Raw genomic sequence first — 17,399 nt, 5'->3', positions numbered from 1 at the left:
TTCTTTAGAAATTAATATTTACTCCGAAATAGACCGAAGTCATGTCCGGATAGTTGATAGAGAAATCCTCACAGTTCATGTAACTGATGTGATCCAAAGAGAACAGATTGTTGGCACGTGCATAGATCTGGAGGTTGTCCATCTTCATGGCGTTCACCCATTTCTTCGGCAGGTTGTAGTACACGTTCAAGTTGCGTAGCTTGAAGTAGGATCCATTTTCCAACCACTGTGTACTGTTGCGGAAGTTGTTGGCATTGTCAAGCGTAGTCAGGCGAGGTACATTGGCAATGTCTTCCGTTCCCTCTCTCCAGCGAATCTTGTCTTTCAGGTACCAAGTGGAGAGGTTGCTGTCGTTGTTGCGCAACGGCCAATAGACGCTCTTCACATTCAGCATCTTGCTGATTTTGCCCGTTCCTTGGAAGAAGGCGTCGATGCCGAATCCCTTGTACTCGAATCCAAAGTTGATGCCGTAGTAGATACGGGGTAACACGCTTGAATAACCGATTTTCACCACGTCATAGTCGTCGATACGTCCGTCGCCGTTCTGGTCTTTATATTTGATGTCACCCGGGCGAACCTCGGAGAACATCTGTTTCGGACTGTTCTTGATGTCTCTCTCATCGCGAAAATAACCGATGGCTTCCAATCCGTAGCACTGATAATAGGCATCCCCCTTTTTATACAGATACTCATATGGCTGATAGCCCTCACCGTTCTCCTCAATTTCTGTTTTTAGGAACGAGAAGGTGCCTCCTGCGTAGTAGTTAAAATCTTTCCCTGCCTTGTCTTTCCACATAGCCGACATGTCGAAACCTTTGGAGTTCATGCGGCCGATGTTCTGCTGCGGAATGCCGGTTCCGATGACTGCCGAGAACAGGTTGTCGCTGATGGTCAGTATGTCCTTGCGCTTGTCGTAGAAGCCGTCGAATGTCAACGCTAAGCGTTGGTTGAAGAATTGGGCGTCCAATCCAATGTTGTATTTGTCTGCCAACTCGATAGTCAGATTGTCGATGGGCAGCGCACCGGGATGTAATCCGCCTCCATTACCGGGATTCACCGGCGGGTTCTTCACCTGGAATCCACCACAATTTTCCCAATACCGCTCGTCTAAGTCGTAGTCGATGTTGTCATTGCCCGAACGTCCCCAAGAGACACGCAGCTTCAGAAAGTCGACAAACGTGGTGCTTTTCATGAATTTCTCATTGGACAATACCCAGGCTGCCGAAACCGCAGGGTAGGTACGGAACTTGTCGCCATCGCTCAGCACGCTGGTACCACTGTGGTTCACCACCACGTCCACCATATAGCGGTCGTTGTAGTTGTAACCACCGGTGAAGATGAACGACTGACGCTTGCGGGTATTGTTGCGTCCCATCGGGGTATACGACTCTTGGCTGTACTGCAACGTGCCGTTCACAGCATGGAGACCGAATGTGCGGTCATAGCCCACCCTGGCATCCACCACAGCGCGGATAAACTGACTGTTGAGCCAACCATTGTCGATAGAGAGGGCGCTGTCGTCGCCAAACTTGGCACCTTGTGTCTCATATTCGCCCATGGCCGGCAGATAGAGCGGGGTCTTTACCTCATATACATAGTTCTTGCTACCTATATCTCTGTACACCGCATCGTTGTCATACGCCACGCCTACTTCGGCACGTAGTCCCTTTGTCAGCAACGAGAAGTCTTGTTGGATCCGCATGTCTGCCTGAAGCATACGACGGTCAGTTCTGTAATAACCCACGTCAGCAATCTGGGCTATGGGGTTCTTCTTGAACAGATGGTCACCTCCCCATATGTTGGTGCTGGTGCGTACGGGGAATGCAGCCGATGGCACATGATAAAGCGCAGAGAAGATATCCTCTTCCGACTTGTTCGGGCGATTCTCTTCACGCAGCAAACCGAAAAGCGATACAGAAGCCTTGGTGTAAGGAGTAACGTCCACATCCAGGTTGATACGGGCATTGAGGTCATACTTCTTCATCTGCGAGTTATAGCGCTCCGAATAGTCGGTCAGTTTTTTGTCTAAGATACCATAATCGTTCTTATAGTTGATGGAACTGTAGTAGCGCATCCGTTTGCCACCCCCTCTGAAGGCGATGTTCAACTGGTTGTTGACGCTGTGGTTGCGTAGCGCCTCTTTCTGCCAGTCGGTGTTGGCAAAAAGATCGCGATTAGTGCCATATTTGAAAGCGTCCAACGCCGTCTGGTCATACTGCAATGGCAGTCCGTCATAATAGAGTGCCTCGTTCTTCATCATGGCGTAGGTGTAACCATCTACGAAATCCGGCTGGTTGATAGGAAGCCCGATACCGTGGGTATAATTGATGTCGATGTCCACTTTCTCATGTACACCGCGCTTGGTGGTGATGACAATCACACCGTTGGCGCCGCGTGTGCCCCACAAGGCCGTGGCAGCACCGTCTTTCAGCACTGATACGCTCTCCACATCATTCAAGTTCAGGTATTTGATGTCGCGGGGAATGCCGTCTACCACAATCAGCGGGTTGCGACTGGTAAGCGAACCTCCGCCGCGCACCATCAGTTCGGCTGTATCGGTCCATCCGGTGTTCTGTTTCACAATGAGTCCCGGAATCAGTCCGTAGAGCACATCGCTGATGTTCTTTGTCGAGTTCTTTTCAAGCATCTCTCCCGAGAGGGTAGAGATAGCTTGCGTACGACTCACATCTGTCCGCAGGATGCCTTGGTTGTTACTCCGCAAGTCAAAATCGCCCAACGAAATCGTCATGGATTCTCCGGTCACCCACACTCTGCGTAACTGTCCTTCGGCGTATACCACCTCGATGCAATCTCCTTTTTGGGCTTCAATGGAGAACACACCGTTATCGTCCGTTATCGTCTTCTTTGAGGGGTCGCCCAGCAAAGAGACCGATGCTCCCAACACTGGCTGCTGTTGCTGATTCTTGATCGTACCTGTCAGGGTGTGTTGTCCCATAGCCGAGAGGGAGAACATGCAGGCGATACTTAAAATCGAAATATATTTCTTTTTCATTTTATTAGCAATAAAAATTAATATTCAATTATTCCCAACCCGGATTCTGAATCAAACCGTATTTTTTATTAATCTCATTCAAGTTTATGGGGCAAAGATAATAACGATTGTCCCATTGGGCTGTCCACACACGTTGGTTGACGGCCTCTTCCTTGATTTCATAGCGGAACACATGCGTTTTCGGATCTTTCACATCCTCCTTTTTCTCGCCATCTTTCAGCCATGATTTCAATCTTCTGCGCTTCAGGTTGGTAAGGTAGTCGTTGTGTTTCCAACGGGCAATGTCGTAGTGGCGTACCTCTTCGTAGCCAAACTCTAAGGCACGTTCTTTCAAGATAGCTTCGCGCAGTGGCTCGCCGGGAGCAACAGCTTCGGGAGTCAGTTCCCACATGTCCACACGTTCGCGCACCATGTTGATATAGTCGTAAGCGTTGTTGCCAAATTCATCTTTCTCTTTTGCTTTGCCCAATTCGTTCATCGCCTCGGCAATGTTCAGATAGATTTCCGGCAGACGCATCAACGGACATTGATAGAATTTGCCGCTCAATTCGTTTCTGATGTCTTGAATAAACTTGCGCTGTGCCACACCGAAATATCCTAAGTTACCCCAGCCATCCGGTCCGGTCCCCCCCATATCTTGCGCCACTTCGCGTCCGCCTTCATAAATCTCAGCCTTACGTCCTCTGAACTTGTCCCCGGTCACAATCAATGTCTCATAAAGACGGGGGTCGCGTACCTCATTGCCTTTGGCATCAAAGAAAGGATGTTCGCGGTGTACGGGATTGTCCCAGCTGAATTCGCCTCCGTCTTTCATCTGGAACATATCCGCATAGTTCAACAGCGGATTACATACTCCAAAACGGATTTGTGAAATTGCCTTTGAATTGTGATCCCATTTAATCCAGCGGTGGCTGGAGATCAGCACTTCACCATTGTAGCGGTCGAAATACCCGGAACAGAAGTCTTGACGCGGATTGCCGGTATTCACCAATTTATAGCGGTTGTTGTTCTCGCGGATAAACGCTAGGCCTGCATCCAAGGCATCCTGCCAACGCGACTGATCGTAATTGCCATACCACACATAGTGTTTGTCGGCAGCTTCACCCTCTTTGTAAGGTTTGTCACTGTTGAACAACGGACTTGCCACGAAAGTCAGCAAGCGCGATTTCAATGCGTAGGCTCCCGCCTTGTGCATACGCCCGTCATCAGCCGAAGAGACTTCCCATGTCAACAGGGTTGCGGCATCGTCAATCAGTTTGCATATCTTCTGCACGCTCTCCTCTACGGTCATGCGGGTCATATGCATATCATCGTCGGGCTTATAGGCATGGTCTATCCAAGGCATTCCGCCCAAATTGCGCAACATATTCATATAATGATAGGCAATAATCATCATCGCCTCGCCTTTGCGCACGTTTTTCTCCTTCTGCGTCATGTCAGGCACACGGTCTACATTTTCCAAAAAGATATATGCTTGGCGGATGCCGTAGGTGGCAGAAAATTCGCCATGCTCTTCGTTGTAGGACAAGCTATAAGCCGACCTTTCCGATCCACTTGCCGTTATATTCCCTTGATGGTATCCGTTTCCGCCCGATTTAATTGCATCTGCCAAGTCCGTAATTGACTCTAAAGCACACCAACCCAAACGGTTGTTGTGTGGCTGGTAGTCAGGCAGCGAGTGGTACACCTGGTTCAGCGCCTGTTCGGCATACACCTTTTTGGCATACACGCTGTCGATGTTCATTTCATTGCTCAAAGGCTTCTCCAAAAAGTCATTGCCAAATTTCAAATCATCACACCCTACCAAGAGTAATGATAAGATTACTATAGTTTTGAACTGTTTATACATAATGTCTTTAGGTTAGAAAGTTAAGTTTACACCAAGGTTATAAATCTTCACTACCGGATAGGTGTCATGATACTGGTTGGGGTTCGATTCAGGGTCCATAATGTCAAACTTGTCGAAGGTCAACAGGTTGTAGGCCGTAAACTTCAAGCCAAGCTGCTGGATACCGAGTTTCTTCAATGCGGGATAGCCCGTGAAGTTATAACCGAACGTTAGGTTCTTCAGTTTCAAATAGTTACCATTCTTCACAGTCATAGTAGATTGTTTATAGTTGTGTGTCGCACTGTTCACAGACAAACGCGGAAGTTTGGCGGTGGCAGCAGTCTCTTTGGTCCAACAGCCATCTACCTGATACATCATCAATCCACGTCCCTCAGTGTTGAACGGTTTGCAGAACTCTTCGGACAACACCAACGAGCGTTCTGCCGCTCCCATCCAGTTCATAGAGAAAAAGAAGCCTTTGTAGCTGGCGCCCATGTTTAGACCGAATACATAGTTCGGGCGGGTGGGGTAACCGATATTCTGCTGGTCATCATCATTGATTTGTCCATCCTTGTTCAAGTCCACATATTTCACGTCACCCGGATGGACAACGGCCTGCGGTTTAGCAAGACCTTCCTTCAACGTACCTTTGTCGGGGTCGATAAAGTCGTCCGCCGAATAGAAACCGTCTGCTACATAACCGAATATAGCTCCCACCTGCTTACCTGTGCGCCACAGGTAAGGTTCGTTCGGCTCTACCTCATCCTGAAAGATGATCTCATTCTTGGCGTAAGACATGTTTCCATTGATATAATAGTCGAAATGTTCGTCCACACGGTCGTTCCAATTCACTTCGATTTCATATCCCTTGTTTTTCACTTTACCCATGTTCACCACTGGCAGCAAGTCCTTGGTCAACGAGGTCATTCCCGGAATGGTTTTACGTGCAATCAGAATGTCCTTACGGTCTTCTCGGAATACGTTGACGCTCAATTTCAAGCGGCTTTTCAAGAAGTGCATATCCACACCATAGTTCTGTTTCAACGAAGTCTCCCAGGTCACATCTGGATTACCCAAACGGTTCTCTACGGCACCCTTCAATGGAATTGAAATATCCTTACCGAAACTATAGCCCCATTTGTAACCTTTCCAGTCGCTCATCGGATCGCCCAACTTATCCACACTGTAGCTGTCCGGCAAGTAGAGGAAACGGCTGTTGTTCATGTTATCGTTACCTACCAAACCGATGGAGGCACGCAATTTCAGGAAGTCGAACACATGCTGGTTCTTCATGAATTTCTCTTCCGAGATAATGTAACCCAACGACAGCGCCGGGAAGGTGCCAAAACGCTTGTCCGGAGAGAAGTTTTCGGAACCGTTGTAACCGATGTTAAACTCTGCCATATAGCGTGACTTGTAGTCATATGTGACGCGTCCCACCAAGCCAACATAGGCTGTAGGGATAAATCCGAATTGCTTGGGATAGTATTTCTTGCTTTGGTTGTAGAGTAATAATCCGGTCACATTGTGGTTGCCGAACTTGCGGTTATAGCGCAAGCTTGCCTCCATATACCAGTCGCGTGCACGCTCTATTTTCTCCTCATAGCTATATTTGCTATTTGTACCTTCTATCAGATAGATAATGTTGTTGCTAAAATCGGGGTCATCGACCGGCATACCGGGATTCTCCAATTCCGACTGGAAATAGGGTATGTAGACCTCATGATTTTTCTTTCTGATTTTAATGAACGAGTAGTCTGTGTTGTAAGCGGCCTTCACCTCGGCAGAAAGTCCTTTGGTCAGGAAATCCAATTTCTGGACAAGGTGCAAGTCGAGGTTCATCGTGTTCTTCACATTTTTTTTATATCCCTCCATATATTTGCTCAATGGTTCCCCCATCTTTATATCCCTGTATCTATTGCCTTGGCTGATTACATGATGTCCGTCCACAAATCCTGGGCTGCTGAACGGCTGCGACCAGTTGATTGTTTTCCAAACCTCACTATTGGAAGGCTCGTTCTTGTCGCCTACCACACCACCGATACCTATTTTCAGGATAGTGGTCTTGGTGATATCCATATCCAAGTTGGCACGATAGTTGTAACGGCTGTATTTGTAGCCCATATTGTCTTGCCCGAAGTCTTTGAACAAACCGTCTTGGAACATATAGCCCAAAGAAACGAAATAGCGTACCTTCTTGGTTCCGCCTGACATATTCAGGTTGTGCTGGGTCTGCACCGCCACTCTGTTTGTCATATAGTCGCGCCATTTCACATTGGGATACATGATAGGCGAGTCGCCCAAGCGAAAACGTTCAAGCGCATACTCATCGAACACCTCTTGACGACCATCGTTCCGTTCCTGTTGGTTGAACATCATGGCGTAGGTATAGCTGTCCGCTGTCTCCAAGGTGCGGGTAGGTGTCTGGATACCTACAGAAGATGTTACGGAGATTTTGGTCTTACCTTCTTCACCGCGGCGGGTGGTGACCAATACAACACCGTTGGCACCGCGCACACCGAACACGGCAGTGGCGGATGCATCCTTCAGCACAGTGATGTTTTCAATTTCATTTGGGTCCATCTGGAAAAAGCTGCGCTCCACACCGTCCACCAAGATTAGCGGAGTACCGCCATCTTCGGTCAACGAACCCACACCGCGCACAAAGATTTTCGGGTCTTCGGCTCCTGGCTGTCCACTGCTCTGCACTGATGACAGACCAGTAATCTTACCGGCCAGCGAGTTGGCTACACTGGAGTTGGGCGACTGCAACAAAGCGTCTGTCTTCACCGAGGAGATGGCACCGGTCAGCGTCTCTTTCTTCTGCACGCCATAGGCAACCACCGTCACTTCTTCCAACTCGTTAAACGTCTCTTTCAAGACAATCTTAACACTCTTCCTGCCTTGCAAAGACACCTCCTGGGTTTCATATCCGATGTACGAAACCACCAAATGAACCTTAGCGGCGTCAGCCACCGTAATTCTAAAGTTTCCATCCACATCCGTCACGGTTCCGGTTGAAGCACCCTTCACTTGAATGGTTGCTCCAATGACCGGCTCGTTGGTCGAATCCATTACTTTACCCGTAACAGACATCTGCTGCCCATAAGAAAAAACAGCAGAAAACAGCATCAATAGCAGTACACTTGTCTTTCTCGACCTGTACTTGCTTAGCCTTTCAGTCTTGTTCATAATTAATTAGATTTGTACACATAAGAACAGTGTGATTAATAAAAAATTGAAAACAATCTTGATACCCTAAAAAGAACTCTCCATTGAAAACTGATACAAATAGATTGAACAAACACAACAGGAACGACATATTATACAAACGAAATGTTCGTTTTGTACAGACTGCGTTATTTTTCACTTTTACGTGCCAAGGCTTCCAGAAAATAATAGTCGGCATAATTGAGCGGCACATTTACCTCGGCATTGTGCGGTATGCTTCCCACCGAATGCATCAGGATAAAGTTGCCGTTTGTTCCTATTTCGGCACGATAAGCAGGGGTACTTAATGTCTGTACAATCCAGTCGGCTGTCTCCCTGTATTTCTGTTCAGGTGCGTAGGTGTACAATTCATACAGGGCAGAAGCGATAACGGCTGCCGACGATACATCTCGAGGTTCGTTAGGAATGTTGAGTGCATCGAAATCCCAATACGGAATCAAGTCCTGCGGAAGATTCTTATGTGTGAAGATAAACTCGTAGACGTTACAAGCTTGTTTCAAGTATTCGGGATTATGGGTGTAACGGTAACACATCGTATATCCATAAATAGCCCAAGCCTGCCCGCGTGCCCAAGCCGATTCGTCGGCATAGCCCTGAGCGGTTTGTCTGCTGCGTACTGTTCCGCTTTCCAAATCATAGTCCACCACATGATAGCAACTGTTGTCGTTGCGGAAGTGGTTCTCCAACGTCCGGTCGGCATGACTCACCGCTATATTATAATAGGTAGAATCGCCCGAAAGCGCAGTGGCCTCGAAAAGCAGCTCCAAGTTCATCATATTGTCGATGATGACCGGACACTCCCAGCCGCGCTTGCTTTGCCATCCGCCGGTCACATCCCACGACTGAATGACCCCGGCATTCGGGCGGAAACGGGTACTAAGCGACTTGGCTGTCTGAACAATGACAGGTGCATATTCCTTGATTCCCGCAAAACGCAATCCGTTGAGGTAGCTGCAACCTATCATGAAACCTACATCATGATGATTGGTGAGGTATTGGATTTCCTCCAACTTTTCTGTGTACTTTTCAGCAAGAGACTTCCACTTTTCATCGTTGCTCAATTTATACAGATACCACAAAGAACCGGGAAAGAAGCCGCTCCGCCAGTCGGCGGGATTGATATACACCACTTCTCCCTTGGCGTTGGTGTAGCCGGGAAGCTTGCCTCCATTCTCATCCGCTGCTTTTGCCATCAACGCATATTGCGAAGCTGCGTTGACCACATTATCAGCTACCAGTTCTTCCTGTTCATTAGAAGAGCCGGCACACCCCGACAGTCCGGACAACACTAATCTGGAAAGGATGAAACTAACGATTGTTTTTTTGTTGAAACACATATTCATATCATATCCTATTTTAAAACTACACAAATGTAGGATGGATATGACAAACAGAACCGTATGTTATATACAAATAATCCGACCTATTATACAAAAACGCATTCAATCGGCAGATGTACGAAATAGTACCTTAACGCATACAAAACAGTACGTTGATATTTACTTATCCCCTCTCTTCTGCCGACGATATTCCTGAGGCGTAATGGTGTATTTCTCTTTAAAGCATCGGGTAAAATGGCGGGGAGATCCAAAGCCAAGCCGGTCGGCAATCTCCGAGATACTATATTCCTTGTTGTTCAGCAACATCACGGCAGCACGTTTCAGGCGGATAGTCAGGATAAACTCCAAAGGTGTCTGTCCGGTGATGGCCTTCATCTTGGAGAACAGCTTGGTGCGCGCCATCCCCAACTCGCACGCTAATACATCAACACTAAATTCTACATCGTCCATGTGTTCTTCGATCACCTTCATCACGCTGTCGACAAAAATTTTGTCCATGTCGTTTGTTGCCAGAATCTGCGGTGATGCCTGCGGCTGGTGCGTGAATTTCTCCTGCAACAAGAGGCGGTTATTTATCAAGTTGTTACAACGCGACAAAAGAATGTCGATATTAAACGGTTTTGTGACGTAATCGTCTGCTCCTGTTTTCAATCCCTCGATGGTATGTTCCGGCGCCGTGCGTGCTGTCAATAATATAATAGGTATATGACAAAGCTCCATATCTTTCTTCACTACCTGACATAGCTCTATACCCGACATCTCAGGCATCAGCACATCGCTGAGAATTAGATCCGGCTGAACGGTACGTACTTTGTCCAATCCCTCTTTTCCGTCGGAAGCCGTCTCTATCTGATAGAATGTCTTGAAAATCTCTGTCAGCATTTTCCTCAATGCTTCATTGTCCTCCACAATCAGTAATTTGTACTTCTGCTCCGGTTGCGCAACCGATTCTTTCGCCTCTTCCGTAAAAGCCGAATCCGACAGAATGGGACATTGCTTTTCCCCTACAGCCGGTTCCATCACTCTTTCTTCACCTGCCTGAAGCTCTTCTTCCGTAAAGTGACTGTTGCCCTTCTTCAGATGAATGGAGAAAGTTGTTCCCTCGTCCACCTTACTCAGCACTTCGATGCTACCGTGATGCAGTTCGATGATTCCTTTGGCAAAAGAAAGCCCTATCCCCGTCCCTGTGGAGAGTCCCTGTTTCGTCTGATAAAAACGTTCGAATATCTTCCTTATATCTTCGGCGGAAATTCCTCTTCCAGTATCAGTCACCTCTATCACCACCTCCTCGATGCGGTTGCGTATGGAGATAGAAATGGTACCCTCCTTCGGAGTGTACTTGAAAGCGTTTGAAATCAGATTGTTCATCACCTTCCGCATCTGCCGGGCGTCATACCAGACTTGGATGTCATCGTCCGACTTCTCGAACCTGAGGCGGATATACTGCTGCTCAGCATACTCCTGAAACGACGAATAAATCTCGTGCAGGAAATCAACCATGTTGTATCTGCCCACCTTAATAGTCATGTAGCCTTGCTCTTGCTTACGGAAATCGAGCAATTCACTAATAAGCTCACGCATCTGAATACAGTTCCTGTAGATTCCCGACAGACGGCTGTGTATCGGTGTCGCAAAGGAATGGAGGCGTAACAGCATCTCTACCTGCCCGATAATCAACGTCAACGGAGTGCGGAACTCATGGGAGATGTTCGTAAAGAAACGCAGTTTCGCCTGATTCATCTCCTGAAGGTCCTCGACATACTTCTCTTCATACTTGAGCGCCGCTTGTAGCTTGATGCGCCGCTTATAGCTTTTCACAATGCTATACAAAAGCGTAAGTCCCAACAGCCAATAAAGTAGATAAGCCCATGTTGTCCGGTAGAAAGGCGGAAGCACCCGAATGTCTATCTTGCTCTCCGACACCAGCTCTCCATTCCGCCTGACAGCTTTAGCTTTCAGGACATATTTGCCAGGGCTTAAGTTGGTATAAGAGACCAAATGCTGTTCGTTCATCTCTGTCCATTCCGTAGAAAAGCCTTCCAGATAATAGAACAAGCGGTCGCTATTGAAAGGCAGATAGTCGGAAAGCGCATATCCAATACTAAACATATTCTGTCCCGGATGCAGAACCAGTTGGTCTACCATCGGCAACCGACAAGAAAAAACGCTGTCGGGGAGTTCTTCACCATTCACCATGAAACTGCTGGGCATCAAGGTATAGTCACGCGCCAAATGCCGTATGCTCTCGACATCGAATGCAAAGAGACCGTTTAGTCCTCCGACAAAGACTTCACCGTCAGCCGACTGATAGAGCGCATTCTCCTTAAGAGAAACTTGCGGCAAGTTGTCGTAGTTTACACACGTATGTGCCCGACAGTCAAACACCGAAATACCTTTATCCGTAGTGAGCAACAGACGGTTTTGAGGAATCTCACACACATTGTACACTCGATTGCTTATCAGCCCGTTCTGCTTTTGATTGAAATTCTCAAAACTGTTCGTCTCTGGATGATAGCTATCGATGCCGTTGTCGCTTGTACAGAACCACAACTTACCCTCGCTGTCCTCATATACGGCATTTATGTTATTACTGCTAATGCTATTCGGCAGTACGTGATTACGCTTGTACTGTTTAAATTGGCCGGTTGCAGACTGATAGGAACACACTCCATTGTTCAGATTGACAATCCACAATGTTCCCCGCCGGTCTATCCATAAATTGATAGCATACTGGCAAAAACTATGCTCCTTCTCATCTTGCAAAAGACGGGTACATCGAGCATCAGCAGGATTGAAAAGCACAATGCCATTGTAAGTGGCCAGCACCAACTCGTCCTTATACGGAAGAATATCCTGAATAATATCGGAAGGAAGAGAGTTCGGGTCCGACTGGTGATGGCGGTAATGGGTAAACTTTTCCGTCTTTAAATCTAACTTGTTCAGTCCACCCATGTGCGTCCCTATCCACAGTACCTCTTCCTTTTCATCATAGTAGACAGCCTTCACATTGTTGTGAGAGATTGATTTTCCCGTGCCGTCTGCCATATATCGCTTAAAGTTCTGCCGCTTGGGGTCATATTTGTTCAGTCCTCCGCCTTCGGTCCCTATCCACAGATTGCCGTTCACGTCTTTCACCATTCTGCTGATGATGCCGGAGCTAAGTCCGTCTTTTTCTATCAAAGAGGGCAGATATTCCCTATATATCTGTTTCTGCGGATGAAAATAGTTGACACCTCCATAATAGGTCCCCGCCCAAATGTTCCCCTGTCTGTCGCAACACAGTCCCCAAACGGAAGAGTGGGTGAGGCTGTTGGCAGTCTCTTTCTTTTTATATTGTATAAAGCAGTTATCGCTCCGGCGGTATTGCGTGATTCCTTCGAATGTGCCAATCCAGATATCGCCCTGCTTGTCCTCAACGCAATGATGGGTGAAATTGGAAGTCAGCACAGCATTATTCGGTGTGTTGCGGTAATTCACGATCTCCCCCTTACTGATGCGATAAAGTCCTTTACCACCACGACTGCTGCAACACCAATAGTCGCCCCGGCTATCTTTGAAAATATCGGAAATAGATGTATCGGGTATCAGTTTTTTTAACGTTTTCCGTCCGGTAAGCAGATACAAGCCGAAGTCTGTTCCCATTAAAATGGAATCATTGTCCACATAAAAACAGCCGATGCTTGCTTTATCGATAAGCCGGTAGAGAGAGTGAAACCGCTGTCCGTCGTATTCCAAAAGTTCATTACCCCAAGCTGCGTACAGTTTTTTGTTAAAAAAGAGAAAAGAAAACCTATATGTCGATAGGGTTGTAAACGTCTCTGTCGCTATATGCACGGCAGAAACGCCATTTTGGGTTCTGACATACACGGTATCGGAATCGGCATCGCCCACTATTTGATTTGCCACGTTGCCGGACAAGCTGTTCGGATTGTCTATTTGCTGATAGTATGTCCGAACCCGATTGCCATCATACAAGTTCAGCCCATTGTTCGTCCCCAACCATATTATTCCCTCCTTATCCTGATAGATGGATGTGACGGAATTGTTAGAAAGTCCATGGTCGACAGTCAAATGCCTGAAAGAGATGCCCTGGGCTTTACCAGCGAAACAAATCGCACACAACATGAGTACACATAGATATATTCTCATAAATAAGATTTAATTTTAAAGTTAACAGCCACAAATCGGTGTCAGTCATTGCTAAACAACGCGACAAAAATAGATATTTATTTTTCATTTTCATACCCTCCCATACATTTATGTACAAAACTGACACATTCGGGCGGTAGTTGTGTACATAACAGCCCTATTTGTCTCTCTCGTCCGTTATATCTTTGCGGTGATAAACAACTATAATTTCTTTAAAAAGTATATCATGAAACATCGTTGCATTTATTTTTGGGTGTTTTCTCTTTGCTGTATATGCACTGTATCGAGAGCACAGAACAAAGAGGCACAGTGGTCAATAGACAACTATCACCACTATTACGGAGAAGCAAGAAAAGTAAGCTCACCGGAGAAAGAAAAATTCATCAAAGAGTTCCGGTTGAAACTGCAACAAGAGAATCTTTATTTCAACAGAAAAGGCAATATGGACAAGCAGGAGCTGAACAAGCTGCTCCAATTGTTGCAACCCGACGGTAAATTCTCCGACTTGGACGACAGCCAAATCGGTCCGGGCAAGGACGGAAACCAGGCAAACAGCGGAGGCGTCATCACAGAAGCCTACCAGCGTCTTTGGTTCCTGGCAAACGCATTTAAGGAAAACAAGCTTTCGCAAGAAAAAGACAGTCGTACATGGAAAGCGTTGCTGAAATCCATCGTACACTATGGCAACCTCGAGATCTCCCGTCCCAACAACTGGGCGCGTTTCCACGCTTCCTGTTTCGCACTTCCCAAATCGGCTTCGGGCATCTACTTCTGCCTCTTGCAGCAGATGGACATCGCTGAAGCGGGGGGAGCGGAAGACAAAGACTTGGTGGCGGCAGCTGACATGCTAAAAATCATCACCCTGCAATCGTGGACACAACCTGTGCGCAACGATGATACCGACCTCAACGTGGTGCAGGTGGAGCGTTTCCGCAACCACGTGTGGTGGGTAGGCGGCAACGGATTGGGAACGCACGGCTACCGTGCCGTATATCAGGCAGCTTTCATCTACCGCTCCATCCCGATGCTCGACCTGCTGGCGGAAGTGTGCCAACGAAGCATCGCAACCACTTCGCAAGCCACCTACCACACCTCGTTCTGGAACGAAGGCTTCACCGCCGACGGTGCCGGCTGGGGACACGGAGTGCAGTGCCTCATCTGGGGATATCCCATCCATGGCACGTCTGGAGCACTGGAGATGCTGGGGATGCTGAAAGACTCTCCATGGAAGACAAAGTTGACCCGTGGAAACGTGGAAGCACTGATGAACTATTTCCGTGGAGGAAACTTCTACTATTATAAAGGATACACCACCCCCTGCTTAGACCGCAACTCGATGGCATACGCCCCCGAATCGCACACCATCCCTTACCGCGGACTGCTGAGCATGCTGCTGTCCACCTGGAGAGAGTCCTTCACCGATGAGGAGGTGAAAGAACTGGAACTGCTGCAAAAAGAGGTGGAGAACAAAAATATACGAATGGAAGCCTACGACGCTTACAACGGAACGCACTATTTCTTCAACAACGACGACTTGGTGAAGAAGAACGACGACTATTATATCATGGTGAACATGGCATCCGTGCGTTGCGACGGCATAGAGAGCGCACACACCTTTGCCGATGCCTACAACTTCTACACCACCGACGGAACTACCTTCTTTGAAAAGACGGGTAACGAATATAAGTCTGTGTTGGGCGGTTTCGACGTGACCGCCATGCCGGGATGCACCGCCCGCGAGGGAATGGAACGGCTGACGCCCGTGACCAACTGGCGCGGATATACCAGCAAGCACAACTTCGCCGCCGCAGCGACAGCGGGTGGAGAGAATGCCGTGGCCGGCTACATCTTCGAGAAGATGAACGGTTCGGAAAGAGAGGGCGTAAACGACAAGGGAGACAGCGAAGGGATGAACGCAGTGCTCTATGGGGTGAAGGCATACAAGTCCTACTTCATGCTGGGCGACTACATGGTGGCACTCGGAGCAGGCATCACCAATCTCGACCCCAACCAGCCGGGAACCATCCGCACCACTATCGACCAGACGGCACACACCGGCGAGGTGTACACCCACAAGGTGAAAGGCACGAAATGGATTGTGCAGCAAGGGAAATTCGCCTACTCTGTGTTGCCCGAATATCAGAATAGAATGCACGACGTGTGCGAACAGAAGAAAGCCGACTGGGTCAAGATGAACGTATCGAACCGCAACAAGAAGGACCTGCCACAGACGGCAGACATCTTCCGCATCTGGATAGACCACGGACAAAAGCCGGTGAACGACAGCTACGGCTACGTGGTATATGCAGGCAAAGGCGAGCCGAAAGAGGGCTATCCCTTCAAGGTGTTGCGCAACGACACCCTGGTGCAGGCTGTGGAAAGTGCTGACAAGAAGGTGATAGAGGCTGTGTTCTACACCACCGGCGAGACGCTGAAAGCATCACGTATCACGCTGTCGGTTTCCGCCCCTTGCACGGTATTGGTGGAAAAGCAAGGAGAAAAGACGCAAATTACCGTGACTGACGCCTGCATGGACAAGGAGTGCAAGGAAATCCGTGTGACATTGAACGGCAAGAGCCTGAAATGCCCCATGCCGCAAGGCGAACGGACAGGAGCACCTGCTACAGTATGGCTATAATTAACTACTAAAAAACTCAAAATGTACAAATTAGGAAAAAGCATGGTGGCAGCGGCATTACTCGTCGCTGCCTGCCAACCTTCATCAAAAGTGAAACAACAAGAAGAGGCTGCAACAGACAGCATTGTCAACCCCATCATCACCTGCCGCTACAGCGCCGACCCTTCGGCACGGGTGTTCAACGACACGTTGTACATCTACCCGAGCCACGACCGCGACGAGGCGCAATGGTGGGACATGGAAGACTATTACGTCTACTCCACCACCGACATGAAGACGTTTAAGGACGAAGGCTTGGTGTTCGAGCCACTGAAGCAGACCACCTGGGCGAAACGGTATTGCTGGGCACCGGACTGCGTGGAGAAAAACGGCAAATATTATCTCTACTTCCCAACCGACCAAGACCACATCGGAGTGGCAGTGGGAAACACCCCTGTAGGCCCTTTTGAGGATGCACTCGGCAAGCCGCTCATCAGCCGCACAAGCCTGGGAGTCGTTGCTCCGCGCGACTATATCGACCCCGCAGCATTCATCGACGACGACGGCACACCGTATCTGTTCGTCGGACAAAACGCTCTGAACATCATCCGCCTGAACGAAGACATGATTTCGTATGAGGGAGAGCCGGTCATCTTGGACAACGAAAAGCAACTCCCCTACTTCTTTGAAGCCATCTGGATGCACAAATACAAAGGAAAATATTATCTTTCCTACTCCACCGGACCTCACATCGAAGGGAAAGCACCCCAGATTGGTTATGCCATGGCAGACAACATCATGGGACCTTATGAATATAAAGGCATCATCCTGGAACCTGTGAGCAGCGGCACGAACCACCACTCCATTGTGAAATACAAAGGACAGTGGTACCTGTTCTACCACACTTCCCAACTTGCCTTGGAGAATATCCCCGCCGATTCTCCGGATAGAGAGTTTATCCAATGGCGACGTTCGGTATGCGCAGCACCTCTACACTACAATGAAGACGGCACGATTCAGCCCGTCACAGTAGTCGAATAACTGATAAGGAGAGCATCATTCACCACAGAAGACACGGTGAACACAGAGAATGGCTTGCAGCACAGGTTTTCATATTCGTCCGCCAGAAGTTCTATATATAAGAATTTTCAATGCAGCGAATAAGAATTTTGAGTGCAGTAAACTATAATAGTTTATGCACTCGGGTAGTTATCCCGTTGC

The 17,399-nt window shown here is 48.1% G+C and carries 7 protein-coding genes; 2 read left to right on the top strand and 5 right to left on the bottom strand.

What is annotated here, in order from left to right:
- Positions 1-4: 4 nt before the first annotated feature.
- The 5 genes from GD630_RS02035 to GD630_RS02015 form a co-directional block, all read right to left on the bottom strand.
- Positions 5-3,013 (bottom strand): SusC/RagA family TonB-linked outer membrane protein, encoded by a 3,009-nt coding sequence (locus tag GD630_RS02035; RefSeq protein WP_143867535.1) that lies wholly within the window; start codon positions 3,011-3,013, stop codon positions 5-7.
- Between the two features lie 28 nt (positions 3,014-3,041).
- Complete coding sequence (locus tag GD630_RS02030) at positions 3,042-4,862, bottom strand: RagB/SusD family nutrient uptake outer membrane protein (RefSeq protein ID WP_143867537.1); 1,821 nt, start codon at positions 4,860-4,862, stop codon at positions 3,042-3,044.
- Positions 4,863-4,874: 12 nt separating this feature from the next.
- On the bottom strand, positions 4,875-8,033 hold the full coding sequence (locus GD630_RS02025; protein ID WP_143867539.1) for a SusC/RagA family TonB-linked outer membrane protein: 3,159 nt from the start codon (positions 8,031-8,033) through the stop codon (positions 4,875-4,877).
- 167 nt (positions 8,034-8,200) lie between these two features.
- Entirely contained in the window at positions 8,201-9,409 is a 1,209-nt protein-coding gene (locus GD630_RS02020) for a glycoside hydrolase family 88 protein (protein WP_143867556.1), read from the bottom strand.
- A 162-nt stretch (positions 9,410-9,571) separates the two neighbouring features.
- Complete coding sequence (locus GD630_RS02015) at positions 9,572-13,561, bottom strand: hybrid sensor histidine kinase/response regulator transcription factor (protein WP_143867541.1); 3,990 nt, start codon at positions 13,559-13,561, stop codon at positions 9,572-9,574.
- A 226-nt stretch (positions 13,562-13,787) separates the two neighbouring features.
- On the opposite strand from GD630_RS02015, the gene GD630_RS02010 reads away from it, so the two are divergent.
- On the top strand, positions 13,788-16,199 hold the full coding sequence (locus GD630_RS02010) for a polysaccharide lyase family 8 super-sandwich domain-containing protein (protein WP_143867543.1): 2,412 nt from the start codon (positions 13,788-13,790) through the stop codon (positions 16,197-16,199).
- A 21-nt stretch (positions 16,200-16,220) separates the two neighbouring features.
- On the top strand, positions 16,221-17,219 hold the full coding sequence (locus GD630_RS02005; RefSeq protein WP_143867546.1) for a family 43 glycosylhydrolase: 999 nt from the start codon (positions 16,221-16,223) through the stop codon (positions 17,217-17,219).
- Positions 17,220-17,399 lie beyond the last annotated feature (180 nt).

Origin of the sequence: Bacteroides zhangwenhongii (assembly GCF_009193325.2) — a bacterium.
Taxonomy (GTDB): domain Bacteria; phylum Bacteroidota; class Bacteroidia; order Bacteroidales; family Bacteroidaceae; genus Bacteroides; species Bacteroides zhangwenhongii.
Note: the sequence above shows the minus strand (reverse complement) of the source record. Positions and strands in the feature narration are given on the sequence as shown.